At 73.1% G+C, this 16852-nt stretch carries 18 protein-coding genes; 12 read left to right on the forward strand and 6 right to left on the reverse strand.

Features of this window, described 5'->3' with window-relative positions; all coding sequences use genetic code 11:
* The first annotated feature begins 30 nt into the window (after positions 1-30).
* The 3 genes from ABD978_RS22855 to ABD978_RS22865 all read left to right on the forward strand — a co-directional run bounded on the left by ABD978_RS22855 (position 31) and on the right by ABD978_RS22865 (position 3392).
* Positions 31-534, forward strand: a complete 504-nt coding sequence (locus ABD978_RS22855; RefSeq protein WP_345357989.1) for a C40 family peptidase — start codon at positions 31-33, stop codon at positions 532-534.
* A 126-nt stretch (positions 535-660) separates the two neighbouring features.
* A complete protein-coding gene (locus ABD978_RS22860; RefSeq protein WP_345357992.1) occupies positions 661-2001 on the forward strand; it encodes a gluzincin family metallopeptidase in 1341 nt (446 codons plus the stop codon).
* A complete protein-coding gene (locus ABD978_RS22865; RefSeq protein ID WP_345357995.1) occupies positions 1998-3392 on the forward strand; it encodes a M48 family metallopeptidase in 1395 nt (464 codons plus the stop codon). The genes ABD978_RS22860 and ABD978_RS22865 overlap by 4 nt, the downstream gene beginning before the upstream one ends.
* An 80-nt stretch (positions 3393-3472) precedes the next feature.
* Here ABD978_RS22865 and ABD978_RS22870 read toward each other — a convergent pair whose 3' ends face one another.
* Entirely contained in the window at positions 3473-4132 is a 660-nt protein-coding gene (locus ABD978_RS22870) for an acetate uptake transporter (RefSeq protein ID WP_345357998.1), read from the reverse strand.
* Positions 4133-4311: 179 nt separating this feature from the next.
* On the opposite strand from ABD978_RS22870, the gene ABD978_RS22875 reads away from it, so the two are divergent.
* Positions 4312-5442: a glycosyltransferase family 4 protein gene (locus tag ABD978_RS22875; RefSeq protein ID WP_345358001.1), complete on the forward strand. Its 1131-nt coding sequence runs from the start codon at positions 4312-4314 to the stop codon at positions 5440-5442.
* On the opposite strand, the gene ABD978_RS22880 is transcribed toward ABD978_RS22875, so the two are convergent.
* Positions 5439-5897, reverse strand: a complete 459-nt coding sequence (locus tag ABD978_RS22880; RefSeq protein WP_425550745.1) for a rhodanese-like domain-containing protein — start codon at positions 5895-5897, stop codon at positions 5439-5441. The genes ABD978_RS22875 and ABD978_RS22880 overlap by 4 nt on opposite strands.
* Before the next feature lie 72 nt (positions 5898-5969).
* Here ABD978_RS22880 and ABD978_RS22885 point away from each other — a divergent pair, with 72 nt between their 5' ends.
* The gene (locus ABD978_RS22885) at positions 5970-6938 is read left to right on the forward strand and encodes a helix-turn-helix domain-containing protein (protein WP_345358004.1); all 969 of its coding nucleotides are present in this window, start codon (positions 5970-5972) and stop codon (positions 6936-6938) included.
* 59 nt (positions 6939-6997) lie between these two features.
* Here ABD978_RS22885 and ABD978_RS22890 read toward each other — a convergent pair whose 3' ends face one another.
* On the reverse strand, positions 6998-8194 hold the full coding sequence (locus ABD978_RS22890; RefSeq protein ID WP_345358007.1) for an MFS transporter: 1197 nt from the start codon (positions 8192-8194) through the stop codon (positions 6998-7000).
* A 74-nt stretch (positions 8195-8268) separates the two neighbouring features.
* Between ABD978_RS22890 and ABD978_RS22895 the strand changes: the two genes are divergently transcribed.
* The gene (locus tag ABD978_RS22895) at positions 8269-8847 is read left to right on the forward strand and encodes a TetR/AcrR family transcriptional regulator (RefSeq protein WP_345358010.1); all 579 of its coding nucleotides are present in this window, start codon (positions 8269-8271) and stop codon (positions 8845-8847) included.
* Between the two features lie 21 nt (positions 8848-8868).
* Here ABD978_RS22895 and ABD978_RS22900 read toward each other — a convergent pair whose 3' ends face one another.
* The gene (locus ABD978_RS22900) at positions 8869-10629 is read right to left on the reverse strand and encodes an AMP-dependent synthetase/ligase (protein WP_345358013.1); all 1761 of its coding nucleotides are present in this window, start codon (positions 10627-10629) and stop codon (positions 8869-8871) included.
* 290 nt (positions 10630-10919) lie between these two features.
* Between ABD978_RS22900 and ABD978_RS22905 the strand changes: the two genes are divergently transcribed.
* The 6 genes from ABD978_RS22905 to ABD978_RS22930 all read left to right on the forward strand — a co-directional run bounded on the left by ABD978_RS22905 (position 10920) and on the right by ABD978_RS22930 (position 15162).
* Positions 10920-11609 carry a copper homeostasis protein CutC gene (locus tag ABD978_RS22905; protein ID WP_345358016.1) on the forward strand — a complete coding sequence of 230 codons (690 nt, stop codon included), beginning with the start codon at positions 10920-10922 and terminating at the stop codon, positions 11607-11609.
* A 110-nt stretch (positions 11610-11719) separates the two neighbouring features.
* Entirely contained in the window at positions 11720-12487 is a 768-nt protein-coding gene (locus ABD978_RS22910) for a metallophosphoesterase family protein (protein ID WP_345358019.1), read from the forward strand.
* A 74-nt stretch (positions 12488-12561) separates the two neighbouring features.
* Positions 12562-12996: an SRPBCC family protein gene (locus tag ABD978_RS22915; RefSeq protein ID WP_345358022.1), complete on the forward strand. Its 435-nt coding sequence runs from the start codon at positions 12562-12564 to the stop codon at positions 12994-12996.
* A 118-nt stretch (positions 12997-13114) separates the two neighbouring features.
* Positions 13115-13465: a hypothetical protein gene (locus ABD978_RS22920; RefSeq protein WP_345358025.1), complete on the forward strand. Its 351-nt coding sequence runs from the start codon at positions 13115-13117 to the stop codon at positions 13463-13465.
* Positions 13466-13481: 16 nt separating this feature from the next.
* Complete coding sequence (locus ABD978_RS22925; protein ID WP_345358028.1) at positions 13482-14429, forward strand: ROK family glucokinase; 948 nt, start codon at positions 13482-13484, stop codon at positions 14427-14429.
* A gap of 25 nt (positions 14430-14454) precedes the next feature.
* On the forward strand, positions 14455-15162 hold the full coding sequence (locus ABD978_RS22930; RefSeq protein WP_345358031.1) for an endonuclease/exonuclease/phosphatase family protein: 708 nt from the start codon (positions 14455-14457) through the stop codon (positions 15160-15162).
* A gap of 33 nt (positions 15163-15195) precedes the next feature.
* Here the strand turns inward: ABD978_RS22930 and ABD978_RS22935 are convergent, their stop codons facing one another.
* Together ABD978_RS22935 and ABD978_RS22940 are read right to left on the reverse strand one after the other, a co-directional pair.
* Complete coding sequence (locus ABD978_RS22935; protein WP_345358034.1) at positions 15196-15939, reverse strand: RDD family protein; 744 nt, start codon at positions 15937-15939, stop codon at positions 15196-15198.
* A gap of 132 nt (positions 15940-16071) precedes the next feature.
* Complete coding sequence (locus tag ABD978_RS22940; protein ID WP_345358037.1) at positions 16072-16773, reverse strand: hypothetical protein; 702 nt, start codon at positions 16771-16773, stop codon at positions 16072-16074.
* Positions 16774-16852 lie beyond the last annotated feature (79 nt).

The raw sequence follows: 16852 nt of genomic DNA on the forward strand, positions 1-16852 counted from the left end.
TCGTCCCTGCGCCTCCGCCTCGCCGGAGGCATGGTCGCCGCGGGTGCGGTCCTCGCACCCGTCGCCCTGACGGCCACCGCCGCGCACGCCGCGACCCCCCAGACGGCCGTCACCGTTGCCAAGGCGACGACGAAGCACAAGTCCTGGAGCCAGCGGCACAAGGTCGGTCTGGAGGCGGTCTCGATCGCCCGCAAGCAGATCGGCAAGTGGTACCGCTACGGGGGCGCCGGGCCCAAGACGTTCGACTGCTCCGGTCTGGTGCAGTACTCCTACCGCAAGGCCGGCGTCCGGCTGCCGCGCACCGCGGGCCAGCAGCACCGTCACATCAAGCGGCACATTCGCTGGAAGAACCTCGCGGCCGGTGACCTGGTGTACTTCAACGGCAACCAGCACACCGGGATCATCTCCAAGGTCGTCGGCCACAAGATCTACATGATCCACGCGTCGCACACCGGCACGCGGATCAAGCAGATCCGGATCGACAACAACAGCTACTACAAGCACGCGTTCTACGGCGCGGCCCGGCCGTACTGAGCCGGACCGTCCGCCGGGCCGGCACCGCGATGGCGCGCCATCCGGTGCCGAGTCCGCTGATCATCGCCGGGGTCGTCCGCACGGACGGCCCCGGCGTTCTCAGTTTCGCCCGCTACCATCACGCGCATGTCATCGGCGGGCACCTGGCAGGGACGGGTCGCCGCGCTGACCGGGGTGGCGATCGCGCTGCAACTGGTCACCGCGGTCGGCTACGCGGCCCTGCACCGCGAGACGGGGCACGCGGCCGCCTCGTTGCGGAGCGCGGCCACGGTGCCCGCGCCGAGCCCGGCGACGGTGACGACGCTGCTGCAACGCCGCTCCCGCGCCGTCCTCACTCATGACCGCACGGCCTTCCTCGCCACCGTCGACCCGTCGGCGCAGGCGTTCCGCGCCGGGCAGGAGACGCTGTTCGACAACCTGGCGAAGGTCCCCCTGGCGGCGTGGCGCGAGTCGCTCGCGGACACCCGCGCCGCGGCGGCCGCCGACGACGGCTGGACGGCGCGGCTGACGCTCACCTACCGGCTGCGCGGCTTCGACACGAAGGACGCCGCCTACACCCAGTACCTCACCTTCCAGCGGCACCAGGGCACCGGCTGGGTCGTGTCCGGCGACGGCTCCACGCACGGCCTGCGCGACGATCCGCAGATCTGGGACGGACCGGACCTGACCGTCATCCGTGGCAAACGCAGCCTGGTCCTCGGCGAGGGCGGCACGGGGGTCGGAGACGGCACCGGAGTCACCGAGGGCGCGGAGACGCGGACCGCCGAACTCCGCGACATCGCCCGGCGGCTGGACACCGGGGTCGGCCTGGTCTCGAAGGTCGTGGGCGACCGCTGGGCACGGCGCGTCGTGGCGCTCGCGCCCGCGACGGAGCAGCAGGCCGAGGAGCTCGTCGGGGACGTCCGGAACCTCGGCGACATCGCCGCGCTCGCGACCGTCAGCGGCGGCGCGGGCGAGGCCGACGGCGGCGTGGACCGCGTGGTCATCACCCCCACCGCCTTCGGCCGGCTGAACGGCCTCGGCCGGCACGTCGTCCTCACCCACGAACTCGTCCACGTCGCGATGGGCGGCGCCCGCGACGGCCACACGCCCATGTGGCTGGTCGAAGGGCTGGCCGACTACGTCGGCTACAAGGACGCCGGTGTCTCGACGCGGGCGGCGGCGCGCGAGCTGGCCGGTCTGATCTCCTCCGACGGCCTGCCGGCGGCGCCGCCGGGTCGGAGCGCCTTCACCGGGTCGGGCGAACGCCTGTCCGCCGCGTACGAGGAGGCGTGGCTGGCCTGCCGGATGATCGCGGAGCGCTACGGTGAGGGCAGGCTGGTCCGGGTGTACCGGACCGCCGAGGCCGTACCCGGCGACGCCGGCGACCCGCGCATCGAGGACCGCGCCCTGCGTGACGTGCTCGGCGTCGACGCGAGCCGGTTCGCCGCGCAGTGGCGGGCCTACCTGCGGAAGGAGCTCACTTGACGGAGGCCGGCGAGCAGGAGGGCGCCGGGTCGCCCGTGCGCACCGAGGCCGATCTCGGGTCCGCTCCCCGAGTGGAGCCGCGCGGGGCGCCCCGGCGCGCCGCGGCCGTCGCCGCCGCGGTGCTGGGCGCGCTGCTGGTCGTCGTCGTGGCGGCGGTGACCCCCTGGCATCCGCTGTCCGGCGGGCGGGCCGCCGCGGATCCGGCGCTCGACTTCACGCGGGAGCAGATCGCGCGCAACGAGAGGTTCAGCGCGGCCATGGACGGTCCGGCGTACGCCGGGCTCGCCGCCGGCCTGGTGGTGGTCCTCGTCCTCGGCCTGACGCCCTGGGGCGCCCGGCTGCTCGGCAGGGTCGTCAGGCGGCCGTCCCCGTCGGACACCAGGCCCGCGCCGTGGCGGTGGGGCCTGCGGCTGATCGCCGTCGCGCTGGTGCTGTCCGCGCTGACCCAGCTGGTCGCGCTGCCGTTCGGCGCGTGGTCGGAGTCGGTGCTGCGACGGTACGGCCTGTCGACCCAGGGCTGGGGATCGTGGTTCGGCGACCGGCTCACCGGGTTCGGGGTGAGCCTCGTCATCTGGATCGTCGCGCTGCTCGGCCTGCACCTGCTCATCCGCCGCTTTCCGCGGCACTGGTGGGCGGGCGCGGCCGTCGGCGGCTTCCTGCTCGTCACCGCCGTCTCGTACGCCTACCCGGTGGTGGTCGAGCCGCTGTTCAACTCCTTCACCTCGATGCCCGCCGGGCCGTTGCGCACGGACCTGCTCCGGATGGCGCGCGCGGACGGCGTACCGGTGAGCGACGTGCTCGTCGCCGACGCGTCGAAGCGCACGACGGAGCTGAACGCCTACGTCTCGGGGTTCGGCTCGACCCGGCGTATCGTCGTCTACGACACGCTCCTGGCGTCCCAGTCGCCGAAGGAGGTCGAGCTCGTCGTCGCGCACGAGCTCGGCCACGCCAAGCGGAACGACGTGCTGACCGGCACCCTCGTCGGCGGCCTCGGGGTCGCGACCGGCGCCTGCGTCCTCTACCTGGTGATGACCTCGCCGCGCCTGCTGCGCCGGGCCGGCGTACGGTCGGCGGCCGACCCGCGGTCGACCGCGCTGCTGCTGGCCGCGGTCACCGTTCTCGCCCAGGCGGCGGCGCCCGCGCAGAACCTCGTCAGCCGCCACATCGAGGCCCGGGCCGACGTGCACTCCCTCGAGCTGACGCGGGACCCGGCGACGTTCGCGGCGATGCAGCGGTCGCTCAGCCTCCGCAACCTCGACGACCTGTCCCCGAGCCCGTTCGCCTACGCGCTCTGGAACACCCACCCCTCCGGGCCGGAGCGCATCGCGATGGGCCGCGCGTGGGCCCGCCTGCACCACGTCGCGGTGCCCCCGCCGAGTGTCCGTCCCTGACCGGGCCCGCGCCTCTCACCGCGTACGCCCCCGCCCACGGCCGGCCGTGGGCGAGGGCGTACGGATGGTGAGCGCGGCGGTTACTGCGTGACCGGGGCCGTCTCCACGGCGCGGGGCCCGCCGAGCGGTCCGCCGACCGGCAGCGCGTACCGGCCGCCCATCCCGTTGACCACGCCGGCCGCGGACGCGTACCAGGCGACCAGGGCGGTGAGGACTCCCACCCAGCCGCCGAACTTGATCACGCCGCTGCTGTGCGACAGGTTGCCGATGAACAGGATGATCTCGGTGAGCTCCAGGGTCAGGAACACCCCGAAGACCGCCGCCGTCACCTGGGTGCTCCACAGGAGCATGTACGTGTTGAAGATCGCGAACGCCAGCAGGATCCAGCCGAGGTCGTTCTGGATGAGGTGCTCCGGGTTCGCCTTCGTGGCCGCCGCCGTCGCCGCGGCCGTGGGCGCGACCCAGCGGACGTACAGCCCGAGGCCGATCCAGAACCCGCCGTAGGAGGCGAACGCGGTCGCGCCGAAGACGTTCCGGTTGCGGAACTCCCACATGCCGGCCAGCAGCTGGATCAGGCCGCCGTACGCGAACGCGTAGCCGAGCCAGGCGTCCGTGCCGTCGGTCCACCCGGCGTTCTTCGCCGAGAGAAGGAAGGTGGTCAGCGCGAACGCCGCCAGCCCGAGCGGGGCGGGATCGGCGATCGTGGAGAGGGGGGTCGGGGGTCGGGGGGTCTCGGTCATGGGTGGCTCCTCCTCGTCGTGAAGCTCACCGCCGTGCCTCGTCGGGTCCGCCATGCACACTTCGCAGGCCGGGCGGGGACCGGGCGGCCAGGACGCGCGTAACCACATTAACTCCCTGTTTCGCTCTGGTCACGGGGGCGCGTAAAGGTGATCACAGAACACATGCGATGCTGACAACGATGGGGAAGACGCTCGTCCTGACCAACGACTTCCCGCCCCGGCCGGGCGGGATCCAGGCGTTCGTGCACAACCTGGCGGTCCGCCGGCCGCCGGGCTCCCTCATCGTGTACGCCCCCACGTGGGAGGGCGCTCCGGAGTTCGACGCCGCACAGCCGTTCCCGGTGGTCCGGCACCCCAGGCCGCTGATGCTCCCGGTCCCGTCCGTGCTGCGGCGCGCCGCCGAGATCGTCCGCGCGGAGGGCTGTGACTCGGTGGTCTTCGGCGCGGCGGCGCCGCTCGGGCTGCTGGCCCCGCGCCTTCGGCGGTCCGGCGTCGAGCGGTTCGTCGGGATCACGCACGGTCACGAGGCGGGGTGGGCGGCGCTGCCCGGGTCGCGCCGGTTGCTGCGCCGGATCGGGGACCAGGTCGACGTGCTCACCTATCTGGGCGAGTACACCCGCAGCCGGATGGTCCGCGCGCTGTCGCCCGCGGCGGCGGCGCGGATGCGGCGGCTGGCCCCCGGCGTCGACGAGACGGTGTTCCACCCCGGCGCCGGGGGAGAGGAGATCCGGGCCCGGTACGGCCTGGCGGACCGCCCGGTCGTGGTCTGCGTCTCCCGGCTGGTCCCGCGCAAGGGGCAGGACGTGCTGATCCGCGCCTGGCCGCAGGTGCTGCGGGCCGTCCCGGACGCCGCCCTCCTGATCGTCGGCGGCGGCCCGTACCGCACCACGCTCGACCGGCTCCGCGTCGAGCTGGACGTGGCGGACGCCGTGCGCCTGACCGGCACGGTCCCCTGGGAGGAGCTTCCCGCGCACTACGACGCCGGTGACGTGTTCGCCATGCCCTGCCGGACCCGCCATCGCGGGCTCGACGTCGAGGGCCTGGGGATCGTCTACCTCGAGGCGTCCGCCACCGCCCTGCCGGTGGTGGCGGGCGACTCCGGCGGCGCCCCCGACGCCGTCCTCGACGGTGAGACCGGCGTCGTGGTCGACGGCCACTCGGTGGGCGCGGTCGCCGGCGCCGTCACCGGCCTGCTGCGCGACCCGTCCGCGGCGCAGGCGATGGGCAAGCAGGGGCGTTCGTGGGTCGAGCGCGAGTGGCGCTGGGAGGTCCAGGCCGCCCGCTTCGCCGCCCTCCTCGGACCGCGCTAGCAGCCGCAGTAGGGGCTCGCCACCGGGGCGGTCAGTTCGTCGACCGGCCTGCTGCGGCGCCCGGCCGCGGTCTCGACCGGGAACCCCTCGCGTGCCCAGTACTCGTAGCCACCGATCATCTCCTTCACCCGGTAGCCCAGCCGGGCGAAGGCCAGCGCGGCGCGGGTCGCGCCGTTGCACCCCGGACCCCAGCAGTAGGTGACGACCGTCGTGTCCGGAGAGACGAGGGCGGGGGCCCGTTCCCCGATCAGCGCGGTGGGCAGATGCAGGGCGCCGGGGAGGTGGCACTGCTCCCACGCCTCGACGCCGCGAGAGTCGACGACGACCAGGCCGGGCACGCCGGCCTCCAGGTCGGCGTGGACGTCGGACACGTCGGTTTCGAAGGCCAGGCGGGCGGCGAAGTGACGGGCGGCCTCCTCGGGAGGAGCCGGCGCGGCGCTGAGGATATTGGACATACCGGTCATCGTGGTCGACGGCGTCTCCGGGGGAACAGTGGCGTCAACGTCACCCACCGCTAGGATCCCGCCATGCGATCGAGAGCGGGGTCGGCGGTCGCGGTGCTCGCCTATGAGGGCATGTCGCCGTTCGAGACGGGCATCGTCACCGAGGTGTTCGGGCTGGTCAGGCCGGAGCTGGACGTGCCGTGGTACGACCTGGCCGTGTGCGCCGAGCGACCCGGTCCGGTCCCGATCATCGGCGGTGCCGCCATCCACACCGAGCACGGCCTGGACACCTTCGCCTCGGCCGACACCGTCATCGTCCCCGGCGTCCCCGACGTACGCGGTGAGTGCTCCCCGGAGCTGGTCGCGGCCCTGCGCCTGGCCCACGAGCGGGGCGCCCGCGTCGTGTCGATCTGCTCCGGCGCGTTCGCCCTGGCCGCCGCCGGACTGCTGGACCACCGGCCGGCGACCACCCACTGGCAGTACGCCGGTCTGCTGCGCCGGCGGTTCCCGCTCGTCCAGGTGAACCCCGACGTCCTCTACATCGACGACGGCGACGTCTTGACCAGCGCCGGCAGCGCCGCGGGACTGGACCTGTGCCTGTATCTGGTCCGCCGTGACCATGGGCCGAGTGTCGCCAACGCGGTGGCGCGGCGGCTGGTGATCCCACCGCATCGCGACGGCGGCCAGGCGCAGTTCATCGAGGCGCCCGTGACCGTCGACGCCGATGACGACCGGATCGCCCGGGTGACGACCTGGGCGCTGGCCAACCTGCGGGAGGAGATCACGGTCGACGTCCTCGCCGCCCGCGCGCACATGTCCGCCCGCACCTTCTTGCGCCACTTCGCGCGCTGCATGGGGACCAGCCCCGCCCGGTGGCTGATCGGCCAGCGGATCCAGGCCAGTCTGACGCTCCTGGAGAAGACCTCCGCGCCGGTCGAGGAGATCGCCCGTGCGGTCGGGTTCGCCAGTCCCGTCACCTTCCGCTCGCACTTCCTGCGGGTCATGCGGACGTCGCCCTCCGCGTACCGCCGCGCCTTCACCGCGACGTCATGACGCACGGACCGTCGTCCCCTCGGAGCTCCGAGGGGACGACGGTCCGTGCGCCGGGGCGGTCAGCGGCGGGCGGTCAGGGTGAGCGTCGCGCCGAGGGCGAGCAGGGCCGCGAGGACGTACGCCAGCGTGGGCAGGCCGTGCGCGCTCAGCGCACCGGCGACCTGCGGGCCGACGCTGGCGCCGACGAAGAGGATGAAGGTGAACAGGGAGACCGCCGTGCCCCGCGCCGCACCGGCGTGGCCGCCGATGGTCTCGATCAGGGCGGGGGCGGTGAGGCCGACACCGGCGACGAAGGCGTTCAGCAGGATCGCGAGCCCCAGGGTGCCCGGGTGGGTCAGTCCGATCAGCGCGGCCGACACGGCGGACAGCGTCAGCGCCCCGGTCGCGCGGCGCGCTCCGGGGACGCGCTGCAGGACGGGCGTCACGAAGGGGACCGCGAGGATCGCCGGAAGCGCCGCCGCGCGCAGGGCGAGCAGCGCCGCCGCCCCGCCCGCCGCGCCGGTGAGGGCCAGGCCGGTGTAGAGGGCGACGAACGAACCGAGGACCACCGGGCTCGCCAGGTAGAGCGGGATGAGGCGGCGGTGGGCGAGGAGGCCCGGCATGGCGCGGTACGCGTCGAGCGGGGAGCCCGTGGTGCCGGGACGGCCGGGCAGCATCACCCGTCGCAGCGCGGTGGCGACGAGGGCGAAGGCGACCGCGAACACGGCGAACACCGCGCGCCAGCCCGCCACCGCCGCGATGCCCTGCGCGGCGAGCTGACCGAACACCGCCGACGCGAGGAACGCGCCGATCACCGCGGACAACAGGGTGGGGCGGTGCCGCGGCTCGGCGCGTTCGGCGATGTAGGTGAACGCGACGGGAGCGAACGCGGCGGTGGTCACCCCTTGCAGGACACGAAGGCCGATCGCCATGCCGAGGCTGGAGGACAGGGCCACCAGGGCGGTCGTCACCGCGGTGGCGGCGATGCCCGTCACGATGATCCGGCGCCGGCCGAACCGGTCCGACAACGGCCCGAACACCAGGAACCCGGCCGCGTACCCGAAACCGAACGCGCTGGCCATCCACGTCAGGGCGGAGGCCGGCGCGTGCCACTCCCGGCCCATCGCGCCCAGCAGGGGGATCACGCCGTAGAGCTGGCCGGTGGCCAGCAGGGCCGTCGCCACGAACGTCACCAGGGTCGCCACGAAGGGGGCGTGGGCGGGCTCCGCCTGGCGGGCGGTCGTTCCGGTACGGCCGGCGGAGATCAACGTCGTCATGCCGAGGAAGGTATCCAACCAACCGGTTGGGTGTCAACCAACTAGTTGGATTGACCTTCGGGTAAGCTCGTCGCATGCCCAGAGACACCGCCGCCGCCACGAAGGAAGCCCTGCTCAGTGCCGCGCGGGAGGAGTTCGCCGCGTACGGCATCGCCGGAGCGCGGGTGGACCGCATCGCCGAGCGCGCGGGCGTCAACAAGGAGCGCATCTACGGCCACTTCGGCAACAAGGAGAAGCTGTTCGACGCCGTCATGAGCCAGGTGCTCGACGAGGTCATCGAGATGGTGGCGCAGGACTTCAGTGATCCGGGCGACTACGTGGCCGGGATGTACGACTACCACCGGGCGCATCCCGAACTACTCCGCCTGATGCTGTGGGAGGCCCTGCAGTACGGCGACCAGCGCGACTACGACGACGGCCGGCGCGCCCACTACCGCAAGAAGATGGAGGCGCTCGCGAGCCGCCTGGGGGCGGAGCCGTCGGTCGACGTCGGGCGTGCCCTGGTGACGCTGTGCGGCATGGCCGGCTGGCCGAACGCGGTACCCCAGATCACCCGGCTCGTGCTGGGGCCGGACGCCGACGACCGGGACGCGATGCGCGCCCACCTGATCGACTTCGCGCGGTCCGCCGTCGTCCGCGAGACACCGGCCTGACCGCCCGGCGACCTCGGAAGGTCAGGCGTAGAGTGCCTCGATCTCGTCGGCGAAGTCCTTCTCGACGAGGTTGCGCTTGACCTTCAGGGTCGGGGTGAGGTGGCCGGACTCCTCGGTGAAGTCCACGTCGAGGATCCGGTACTTCTTGATCGCCTCGGCCCGGGACACCGTGGTGTTGGCGTCGGCCACCGCCGCGTCGATCTCCTTCACCAGATCCGGGTCCTTCACCAGCTCCGCGGTGGACAGCCCGGTCTTGCCGTGCTGCTCCTTCCACGGCTCGAGCGCCTCGGGGTCGAGGGTGATCAGGCAGCCGATGAACTTACGGGCGTCGCCGACCACCATGCACTGGCTGATCAGCGGGTGCGCGCGCAGCCGGTCCTCCAGCGGCGCCGGCGCGACGTTCTTCCCGCCCGCGGTGACGATGATCTCCTTCTTGCGGCCGGTGATCCGGAGGTAGCCGTCCTCGTCGAGCTCGCCCACGTCGCCGGTGTGGAACCAGCCGTCCTCGAGGGCGGCCTTGGACGCCTCCTCGTTGTGCCAGTAGCCGGCGAAGACGTTCGGTCCCTTGACGAGCACCTCGCCGTCGTCGCCGATGCGCAGCGTGCTGCCGGGGATCGGCTTGCCGACGGTGCCGATGCGGTTGTCGCTGGGCAGGTTGACCGCCGCCGGGGCGGTCGTCTCGGTGAGGCCGTAGCCCTCGAGGATCGTGATGCCGACGCCGTCGAAGAAGTGGCCGAGCCGCTCGCCCAGCGCCGCGCCGCCCGAGACGGCGTGGCTGACGCGGCCGCCGATCGCGGCACGCAGCTTGCCGTACACCAGCCGGTCGAACAGCGCGTGCTTGAGCCGCAGCCCGAGCCCGGGGGAGTCGGCGCGGCTGTAGGCGATCGCGGTGTCGGCCGCGACGCGGAAGATGCGGCCCTTGCCGTCGGCATTGGCCTTCTGCTCGGCGCCGATGTAGACCTTCTCGAAGACACGGGGCACCGCGAGCAGGAAGGTCGGCTGGAAGGAGGCAAGGTCGTCGACGACGTGCGCCATGTCGGCCGTGTGGCCGAGCGTCACGCCCGCCTCGACGCAGCCGACCTCGATGAGCCGCGCGAAGACGTGAGCGAGCGGCAGGAACAGCAGCGTCGAGCCGCTCTTCAGGCCGAACACCTCCGTCAGCGCGCCCTCGGTGACGTTCCGCGCGGTCGCGAGCAGGTTGCCGTGGGTGATCTCGCAGCCCTTCGGGCGGCCGGTCGTGCCCGACGTGTAGATGATCGTGGCCAGGTCGGCGACGGACCGCGACTCGCGCCGCTCCGTCAGGTCCTGGTCGGATCCCGTGCCGCTCGGCAGGTCGTCCATCCGCCAGACCTGCGCGAGCTCGGACAGCCGCTCCCGGACGCTCTCGACCGCCTTGGCGTGCTCGTCCGTCTCGACGAAGACGGCCTTGGCCCCGGAGTCGCCGACGATCCACTCGACCTGCGAGGCCGAGGACGTCTCGTAGATCGGCACGGTCACGCCGCCGGCCGCCCAGATCGCGTAGTCGGCGACGGTCCATTCGTAGCGGGTGCGGGACATGAGCGCCACGCGGTCGCCCGGCTCGACGCCGGCGGAGATCAGCCCCTTGGCGACCCGGGCGATCTCCTCGGCGAACTCGCGCGCGGTGACGTCCCGCCACCCGGATTCGGACTTGCGCCGAATGACGACGCGGTCGGGCTCCTCGGCGGCCCGGGAGAAGAGCGTGTCGGTGAGGTTCGCCGAGTCGGCGATCGTCACTTGTGCGGGAACGGTGTACTCGCGCACGACTTCTCCTCAGCTGATACGGCGGGCATTCGCACGGACGCTATCGCCTCAAGATACTGATCGGTAGCCTTTGGTGCGGTGACACGTCTCGCATTTCTTCTTACCACGCGTGTAACGACCTCGTTGATGCGCGTTCCCGGGCCGGTCTCGTGGTCGCGATAGCGGAACGAAGCGGTAACGACCTCGTCTGTTCGGCCTAAAGGCAGGTCAGGTCCGGGGGCGGTGGCGAAGGGGCCGGGCCAGAATACGCCTCACCGCGGGGATCGCGGCGCCGGTGTGCGGGGGAGGCGATGTCGTTGCTCGAGGTGGTCGCGATGAACGAGGTGGACGCCGAGGCCGCCGAGACGGGCGGTGCCGACCGCATCATGGCGGTCGCCGACCGGCAGGCCGGCGGCCTGACCCCGGATCCCAAGACCGTGGCCGCGATGCGCAAGACGACCTCCCTGCCGATCCGGGTGGTGCTCCGGGCCAAGAACGGCTTCCGGACGACCGAATCGGAGCTCGGCAGGCTCTGCCGCGCCGCGGCCGCCCACGCCGACGCCGGGGCGGACGGCTTCGTGTTCGGCTTCCTGCACGCCGACCACACCGTCGACCTGTCCGCGACCGCCCGGCTCGCCGACACGGTGCTGCCGCTGCCGTGGACGTTCCACCGCGCGATCGACCACGCCGCCGAGCCGGAGGCCGCCTGGCGGACCCTCCGCCTGCTGCGCGGCCTCGACTCCGTCCTGTGCGCGGGGGCGGCGGGCGGCGTGGGGGCGGGCATGGAGGCACTGCTGCGCCGGGCCGCCCACGACGCGCGGCTCATGCTCGTCGGCGGCGGCCTGCGGCGCCGGCACGTCCCGGCCCTCGTGGCGGCCGGGGTCCGGGCCTTCCAGGTCGGCGACGCCGTACGGCCGGTGGGCGGCGGGCCCCAGGCACCGGTCGACGCCGCGCGCGTCCGCGAGTGGCGCAGCCTCGTCGACGCCGCCGCCGACCACTGACCGCGGCCGAGACGCCGAGCGCGGCGGAACGCCGGCGGCGGCCGGGTGCCGGCCGCGGTCGCCGGTCCGCGGCGACGTGCCGTGCCGTCGGCGGGTCTTACAGTTGGCGCATGCGGGTTCATGTGGTCAGCGACGTGCATGGACGGGCGGACGCGCTCGCCCTGGCCGGTGACGGGGCGGACGCGTTCATCTGCCTCGGGGATCTGATCCTGTTCATCGACTACGACGACCACGGCAAGGGCATCTTCGCCGAGCTGTTCGGGGCGGAGCACGCCTCGACCTTCATCGAACTGCGCACCCAGAAGCGATTCGACGAGGCACGGGCGTTCTCCCGCTCGATGTGGGCGACTCTGGAGGGCGACGCCGGACCGTACATCGAGGCCGCCGTGCGCCGGCAGTACAAGGAACTGTTCGGCGCCATGCCCACGCCCGCGTACCTCACCTACGGCAACGTCGACATCCCCCGGCTGTGGGCGGAGAGCCTGCGGCCCGGCCAGCGGGTGCTCGACGGGGAGGTCGTGGAGATCGGCGGCCTGCGCTTCGGGTTCGTCGGCGGCGGGCTGCGCACCGAATACCGCACGCCGTACGAACTCGACGACGAGGTCTACGCCGCCAAGGTCGCGGCGATCGGCGCGGTCGACGTGCTGTGCTGCCACATTCCGCCCGCCGTTCCCGAACTGCTGTACGACACGGTCGCCCGGCGATTCGAACGCGGCAGCGAGGCGGTCCTGCGCGCCATCCAGGAGACGCAGCCGAGATACGCGCTGTTCGGCCATGTCCACCAGCCGCTCGTCCGCCGCACCCGCATCGGCCGCACCGAGTGCGTGAACGTCGGTCACTTCCGCGCACGCGGGGTTCCGTACGTTCTGGAGTTCTAGAGACTACGCTCCGCTCAAGGCGAAGCGCCGCACCCATTTATCGCCCGGAAGAAAGTTGAAAGAAGGAAACGCCGATGGCGGACCGTACGAGCTCCAGCATCACCATCGAGGCTGAAAAGCCAGAGATCATGGCGGTCATCGCCGATTTTGCGGAATACCCTGAATGGGCGGAAGGGATCACCGCGGCCGAGGTCGTCGCCGCCGGAGACGACGGCCGCGCCGAACAGGTGCGGATCACGCTGGAGGCTGGGCCGATCAAGGACACCTACGTCCTGGCCTATGACTGGGACGACGACGAAGCGGTGCACTGGCACCTCGCGGAGCGCGGCACCATGCTCACCGGCATGACCGGCGCCTACCGCCTCGCCGAGCGCGGCGGCGACACCGAGGTGACGTACGAGCTCGCCGTGGACGTGCGCGTTCCCATGATCGGTATGGTCAAGCGGAAGGCGGAGAAGCGCATCATCGACACGGCCCTCAAAGGGCTGAAACGACGTGTCGAGGGATAGCCGATGCGACGGGCACCGAGAGCGGGCGCGGCCCCGGCCGCCGCGGGCCACCCCGTGGCGCGCGCGCACCCTCCGAGACGGTACGGTTTCACGCCGGACGATAGGTAGATGATGACCAATGAGTGAGCAGCCACCATCCGTGCTGTACGAGGCCGTGCGCCTCGTCGACACGCTCCGTCGGCGGTTCAACGCCGGCGGCGGGTCGAAGGACGACGTATGGAGCCAGGCCACCAGCGAAGCGTGGGGCGACCACTTCGCGACCGGCGCGCCCGAGTGCCGCTACTGCCCGGTGTGCCGGGCGATCGCGGCGTCTCGCGAGTCCGGTCCGGAGGTCCTCTCCCACGTGATGGCGGCGGGTGAGCAGCTCTACTCGGCGGTCCGTGAGGCGATGGCAGGGTTCGAGCGCACGCGGCCGCGCCCCCGCGCGGCGGGCGACGACCCGGCGGGCGCCGGCACGGCGACGGGTTGACGGAGGAGAAGCGTCCATGACGCTGACCATTGGTGTGGATGTCGGCGGTACGAAGGTCGCCGCCGGAGTGGTCGACGACCGTGGGCGGATTCTGGAGAAGGTGCGTCGGCCGACGCCGTCCACGAGCCCGCACGAGACGGCCCGGGTGATCGCGGAGGTCGTCGAGCTCCTCAAGAGCCGCTTCGGCGAGGTCGAGGCGGTCGGTCTCGGCGCCGCCGGGTTCGTGGACGAGAGTCGCGCCACGGTGCTCTTCGCCCCGAACCTCGCCTGGCGCGACGAGCCCATCAAGAAGAAGGTCGAGGGCGAGGTCGGCCTCCCGGTCGTCGTGGAGAACGACGCGAACGCCATCGCCTGGGGCGAGGCGAAGTTCGGCGCCGGCCGCGGCGAGGACCACATGATCCTCGTCGCCCTCGGCACGGGCATCGGCGGCGGCCTGATCCTGAACGGCGAGCTGTACCGCGGCCGCTTCGGCATCGGGGCGGAGTTCGGGCACTACCGGGTCGTCCCCGACGGCCGGCGCTGCGGCTGCGGCAACCGCGGCTGCTGGGAGCAGTACGCCTCCGGCAACGCCCTGGTCGCCGAGGCCCGCGAGATCGCCCGGGTGTCCCCGGCGCTCGCCGGCCGGCTGCTCGAGCTGGGCGACGGCAGGCCCGAGGGCATCAGCGGCCCGGAGATCACCGAGGCGGCACGCGAGGGCGACAGCGCGGCGCTGGAGTGCTTCCGCACGATCGCCCGCTGGGTCGGGCAGGGCCTCGCCGACCTGGCGGCCATCCTCGACCCCGGGGCGTTCGTCATCGGCGGCGGCCTGTCGGAGGCGGGCGACCTGCTGCTCGGGCCGACGCGGGAGGCCTTCGAGAACGCCCTCACCGGCCGGGGCCACCGCGCGTTCGCCGACATCAGGATCGCCGAGCTCGGCCCGGACGCCGGCATCGTCGGCGCCGCCGACCTCGCGCGCTCCCGCTAGGACAGCGAGCCACCGGACCTCCTGGATGCCCACCGTTCGACTGGTCAGCTACAACATCCGGTCGATGCGGGACGACCGGGCGGCGCTCGTCCGCGTCGTCCGGCGGCTGCGGCCGGACATCCTCTGCGTGCAGGAGGCTCCGCGCTTCCAGCTCTGGCGGTACCGGCGGAGGTGGCTCGCCCGGCGTGCCGCGCTCGTCCCGGTGGCGCTGCGGCGCGGCCGCGTCGCCGGGCTGCAGCTGTACGCCGGAGCGCGGGCCACCGCCCTGCACGGACGGCACCGCCTGCTGTCGCCCGTACCCGACATGCACCAGCGTGGCCTCGCGCTGGCGCTGTTCGAGGTCGGCGGCGTCCGGCTGGTCGCAGCGAGCGTCCACCTCGACCTCGCCGCCGAGCCGCGCCGCCGCCACGCCGCGGAGATCATCGAGGAGCTCGACCGCGTCCGCGCGGAGACCGGCGCGCCGGTCGTGGTGGCCGGGGACGTCAACGAGGAGTCCGGGGGCGCGGCCTGGGACCTGCTCGCCGAGCGCTTCCAGGACGCGGGCGCGACCGCGCCGTACGGGCTCCGGGAGACGTTCAGCGCCGCGAACCCGACGCGCCGGATCGACGGCGTCTTCGCCGACCACGGCATCGAGGTCCTGCGCTGCGGCGTACCCGACGACCCCGAACTGCTCACCGACTACCCGGCCGCCACCGACCACCGTCCCGTCCTCGCCGAACTGCGCGTCGGCTGACGCCCGCTCCGCGCCGGACCGGCCGCGGACCGATCATCCGCCGGCGAGAGCGCGCCGCGCCGCCCGGTCGTCGATGACCACGGTGCCGACGATCTTGTCGTGCAGGCACTGGTGGAGGGGCGGGTCCCAGAACTGCCACAGCACGTTGAGCATGCTCAGCAGGCCCACCATCGGCACGATCTGGAGGGCGGCGAATCCGGGCGGATAGACCGCCGCGCGCAGGTACGCCTTCCCGGTGGACAGCGGGGCGCCGGGCGGCGTCGCCCGCACGACGCGCAGGCCCAGCCATCGCTTGCCCAGGGTCCTGCCCCACGCGGCGAGCTGCGCGCCCTCGTACAGGACGATGACCACGGTCACGATGAGGAACGAGCCCACGGCGCCCAGCGCGGCCAGGCCGGAGTCGCCGTCGGGGGCCAGGTAGTGCACCCAGAGCCACACGAGCGTGACCGGCACCGCCGCGATGGCCATCATGAGCACGGCGTCGATCATCCGGGCCAGGAGCCGCTTGCCCCGATGCGCGAGCGGCAGCACCGGGGCGGAGGCCGGATCGCCCGGCACCGGTCCGTACGGAGGCGCGGCCGCCGGATCAACCGGCGGCCGATAGGCGGGCGGCGGACCGTACGGGCCGGGCGCCGCCTGCGCCTCTCCGGGCGGCGGATCGTGGGGACCGGGCGCCGCCGATGCCTGCTCGGTGGGCGGTGCGTGCGCGCCGGACGCCGCCGGCACCTCCCCGGGCGGTTCGTGCTCTTCGCTCAGTACTGGCTCTTCGCCGGGCATGAGATACCTCGCGGTTTTCGAACGGCCTGGCCGCCGATCGTAGCGGTACGACGCGGGACGCCGCCGGGCGTTCACGCGCGAGGTGTCTCCGCCGTGATCTCAGGTGGGGAGCGTGACCGTCGATCGAGCCCGTCAGACGACGGCGCCGTCGTCGTCCGGGGGATCGTCGCCCATGCGGAGGACAAGTGCCACGAAGCCGCCGATGAAAGCCGCGACGGCGGCGAACGCCGCCCAGCTCGGCACGGCCCAGCCGAGGAACACCGACAGCACCAGGTACACCGGACCGCCGAGCAGCGCGATCCACGCGAACCGCGTCATCGGGTCCGCCTTCGGCAGCGGCGGCGGGGGAGGCGGAACGAAGTGCTCGTCCTCGTCCTCGGCCGCGGGCTTGACGACGCGGGCCGTCGCGGTGCGCTCCGACCCGGAGTCCTCCAGCGCGGGCCCGGCCGTGTCCTCCGGACCGTCGTCGAGGTTCTCCTCGGCGGGCCACGGCGTCTCGCCGTCGACCGTCGGAAGGTCGAACCCCGCCACGATCTCGGCGAAGATCTCGTCCTCGTCGCGGGAGGCCGCGTAGTCGGCGCGCAGCTCGGGGAGGTGCCTTTCCAGGATGTCCTCGGCGGCCTGCCGGGCCTCCGCGTCGGCGTACAGCCGGTCGGTGGGCTCCTCGGGCAGCCGCACGTCGAGGTAACCGCCGGTCTTGCCCGGCGCCGGGGCTGCGTAGGCGGCGATGCCCGCCTCCCGGAGGGCGGACAGCATCGCGTCGGCGAGTTGCGGAGACAGGTCGGCGAGCGGGACGTAGGCGTCCGCCGTGAGTCCGTTGCCCCGCCGACTCATACCCCGGTCTCCCGTCGCATCGTGGCCAGGCCGTCGTGCGGCACGTCGGTCACGCGCGACCGGACGTCCGGCGTCAACG

The sequence above is a fragment of the Actinoallomurus liliacearum genome (assembly GCF_039542035.1).
Lineage (GTDB): Bacteria > Actinomycetota > Actinomycetes > Streptosporangiales > Streptosporangiaceae > Actinoallomurus > Actinoallomurus liliacearum.